The 3,618-nt window shown below is 33.7% G+C and carries 3 protein-coding genes and 1 pseudogene; all 4 read right to left on the bottom strand.

What is annotated here, in order from left to right:
- Positions 1-353: VOC family protein (locus tag ACIQZC_RS09915; RefSeq protein ID WP_396139063.1), on the bottom strand; the 353-nt coding region annotated here is incomplete at its 3' end.
- Between the two features lie 115 nt (positions 354-468).
- Positions 469-1,626, bottom strand: a complete 1,158-nt coding sequence (locus ACIQZC_RS09910; protein WP_396139062.1) for a homogentisate 1,2-dioxygenase — start codon at positions 1,624-1,626, stop codon at positions 469-471.
- Positions 1,627-1,828: 202 nt separating this feature from the next.
- Complete coding sequence (locus tag ACIQZC_RS09905) at positions 1,829-3,289, bottom strand: APC family permease (RefSeq protein WP_396139061.1); 1,461 nt, start codon at positions 3,287-3,289, stop codon at positions 1,829-1,831.
- Between the two features lie 99 nt (positions 3,290-3,388).
- A pseudogene (locus ACIQZC_RS09900) lies at positions 3,389-3,618 on the bottom strand (patatin); the annotation flags it as partial.

The following is a 3,618-nucleotide window of genomic DNA, read 5'->3' as shown; positions in this document are numbered from 1 at the left end:
GTTTCTTCAAATGATTTTCTAGCATCTTCAACCCAAAGTGCAATGACTTTAACGCCATCTCCATGTTTTTTAACATGTTCTCCAATAGGTGAATTACTGTTTAAAGCGGTTGTTAATACTAAACGTATTTTATCTTGTTTTAAAACATAAGATGCTCTGTCTTTTACACCAGTTTCTAATCCTGCATACGCTAATGATTGAAATCCGAAAGCAGTTTTGTAAAAATGAGCCGCTTGTTTTGCATTTCCAACGTAAAACTCTACGTAATCTGTTCCTAATAAAGGCAAGAAATCTTGTGCGCCTTCAAATATTTTTTCTAAGCCGTATTCGACTGATTTTAATTGATCTGACATAATAAGCCCCCTAACCCCCGAAGGGGGAATTCCTATTAGGGGTGAATAGGATTTTTAGTATTAATTATTTTATTTTCGTTTTTCAAAAGTCCCTCCTTTGGAGGGGTTGGGGAGGCTACTCCACCCAAGATTTGTAGTATTTTCCATCGTCTATTCCCATTGCTGCTTCCGTAACCATTAATGGACGAAACGTATCTACCATGACAGCTAATTCTTTTGTTTCGGTATGACCGATACTTCTTTCCATAGCGCCAGGTGCCGGTCCGTGAGGAATTCCTTTTGGATGTAAAGTGATATGACCTTGTTCGATATTGTTTCTACTCATAAAATCACCATCAACATAATACAACACTTCATCAGAATCAATATTACTATGATTATAAGGAGCTGGAATTGATTTTGGATGATAATCGTACAATCTTGGTACAAAAGAACAGACTACAAATGTTGCTGTTTCAAATGTTTGATGAATTGGCGGCGGTAAATGCACACGACCTGTGATAGGTTCAAAATTATGAATTGAAAATCCGTATGGGAAATTATATCCGTCCCAACCAATAACATCAAAAGGATGTGTAGCATAAACTACCTCGTGCATCATGCCTTCTTTTTTGATTTTGATTAAGAAATCACCTTTTTCGTCATAGGTTTCTATTTCAGATGGTAATTTAAAATCTCTTTCGCAAAATGGAGAATGTTCTAAATGTTGACCCGATTCGTTTTTATATCTTTTTGGAGTATAAAATGGCGCATAAGATTCGACATAAAATAAGCGATTATCTTCTGAATTGAAATCAATTTGATAAATCATTCCGCGTGGAATAATTAAGTAATCGCCATATTCAAAATCTATATTTCCCATCATAGTTCTAAGTTTACCAGAACCTTTATGGATAAATATCATTTCGTCTGCATCGGCATTTTTATAAAAATAATTGCGTAATGATTTTTTTGGTGCGGCTAATCCGATAATACAATCTTTATTAACAAGCATGTCTTTTCTGCTTTCTAAAAAATCGTCAGTTGGTTGTAATTCAAAACCTTTTAATAATAGCGATTTAATGTTTTTACCAATGGCTATTTTTGGTTCAACAGAATAAGATTTAGTAATCTCTTTAACCTGTGTTGGTCTGTGCACATGGTATAATAATGAAGAATGTCCATGAAATCCTTCGGTACCAAAAAGTTGTTCATAGTATAATCCGCCGTTTGGTTTTTCAAACTGGATGTGTCGTTTGTGAGGGATTTCTCCTAATTTATGATATATTGGCATTTTTTTTTAAATTAGATAATTAGACAATGAAATAATTAGATAATTTGCAAATGGACATAGTATCTAATTGGCACATTAAATTACTCACTCAGGATTTCTCTTGATGAGGAATTTCAAATGGGCTAATAATCCGTTCCAACTTTTCATAGTACAAATGTCGTAAAAAATTAAAAAAAGCCACTAAAAAGTGGCTTATTTTTTATTACTCTTTTTTGCCTAGTTTAGCATTTCTTTTTCCATAAAGGAAATACACCACTACGCCAATTGCTAACCAACCTAAAGACAACATTTGCGCATCTTTACTTAAGTTAATCATCAAGTAGGTATTAATTAGTATTCCGCAAACTGCAATAACAGGAAGTGCCGGTACTTTAAAAGTTCTTTCAAGATTAGGTTGTTTTACTCTTAGAATCCATACCGCAACACACACCATTGTAAAAGCAAATAATGTTCCGAAACTGGTCATATCTGCCAATTTATTAATTGGAGTAAACGCTGCAACTACAGCAATAATTCCGCCAAGGATCATTAAGTTGGTTTTTGGTGTTCCAGATATTGGATTAATTTTTGAAAACACTTGAGGGATAAGACCATCTTTAGACATTCCTAAGAAAATTCTAGACTGTCCCATAATCATAACCATCAATACAGAAATTAATCCTACTGTAGCGGCGATTGTAATAATATATCCAGCCCATGCTTGCCCAGCAATATCAAATGCATAAGCTACTGGCGCTTTAATTGCGTCTGGATATTGTCCTAGTGGATCAAAATCTTTATAATTCATCATTCCAGTTAACACTAAAGAAACTAGAATGTATAAAACCGTACATATTAATAAGGATGTAATGATTGCAAATGGCACATCTTTCTTAGGATTTTTTGCCTCTCCAGCTTGTGTTGAAACGGCATCAAAACCAACGTATGCAAAAAAGATTGCAGCTGCACCAGAAACGATACCTTTAAAACCATATGCTTGATGAGTGGTTTCGCTATCTACAATTTGAGTAGCTTCTGGAATAAAGGGTGTCCAATTTTCAATATTGATAAAGAAAGCACCCGCAATAATTACAAATATAATTGCAGAAACTTTAAGTATAACAATCATATTGTTTGCTTTAGCTGCACTTTGAGTCCCTTTTATTAATATTGAAATTACAAATAATACAATTAATAAAGCCGGTAAATTCATTGAAAACCCTTCTCCTGTATAACTTGCTGGATCTGATGTTAGCCAATCGGGGAGCTTTATCCCAAACATTTTGAGCAACTTATTAAAATAGCCAGACCAAGAAACTGCAACAGTCATTGAACCCATTGCATATTCTAATATTAATCCCCAACCTATGATCCATGCAAAAATTTCACCGATTGTTCCATAGGCATAGGCATAAGCAGAGCCCTCAACAGGTAAAATAGAAGCAAACTCTGAATAACAAAGCGCTGCAAAAACGCAGGCAATTCCAGCAATTATAAAAGAAATAGCTAATGCAGGCCCAGCATGATAATAGGCGCCTGTTCCTGTTAGTACAAAAATTCCTCCTCCAATAATAGCTCCTACACCAATAGCAGTCAAACTCCATTTTCCGAGTACTTTCTTCAATTCACTTTTTTTCATATCAGCCTCAAATGCTGAAACTGGCTTAACTCTCCAAATAGACATAAGTAATTATTTTAAATTTGAATTCCAAAAATAAACTTTTTTGAAAACAATCTGACAGAAATTTACATTAAATGTATTTTTTTTGTTATTTTTTTATTTTTAAAACCAAAAACCAACTGAAAACCAAGTAAAATGATTTCCTGTTTCAGGGGACCATGAATGTTTAATTTCTATTGGTCCAATGATCGATTCCATCCCATATCCTATGGCATATCCTGTATGTTTTGGTTTTTTTAACCAATCTTCTAAATGTTCAAAAATTCTATTGCCCACATTTGCAAAATTACCTGTAAAATTAATGTGGTGCTTTTTATAAAATTCATAATCAA

The organism is Flavobacterium sp., from assembly GCF_044338735.1.
Taxonomy (GTDB): domain Bacteria; phylum Bacteroidota; class Bacteroidia; order Flavobacteriales; family Flavobacteriaceae; genus Flavobacterium.
The sequence above is the reverse complement of the archived record's forward strand: the minus strand, read 5'-3'. Positions and strand labels throughout refer to the sequence as shown.

What these genes read in the sequence shown, in the direction of transcription:
- ACIQZC_RS09910 (WP_396139062.1), bottom strand. Translation starts at nt 1,626, where the DNA reads ATGCCAATATATCATAAATTAGGAGAAATCCCTCACAAACGACACATC.
- ACIQZC_RS09905 (WP_396139061.1), bottom strand. Translation starts at nt 3,289, where the DNA reads ATGTCTATTTGGAGAGTTAAGCCAGTTTCAGCATTTGAGGCTGATATG.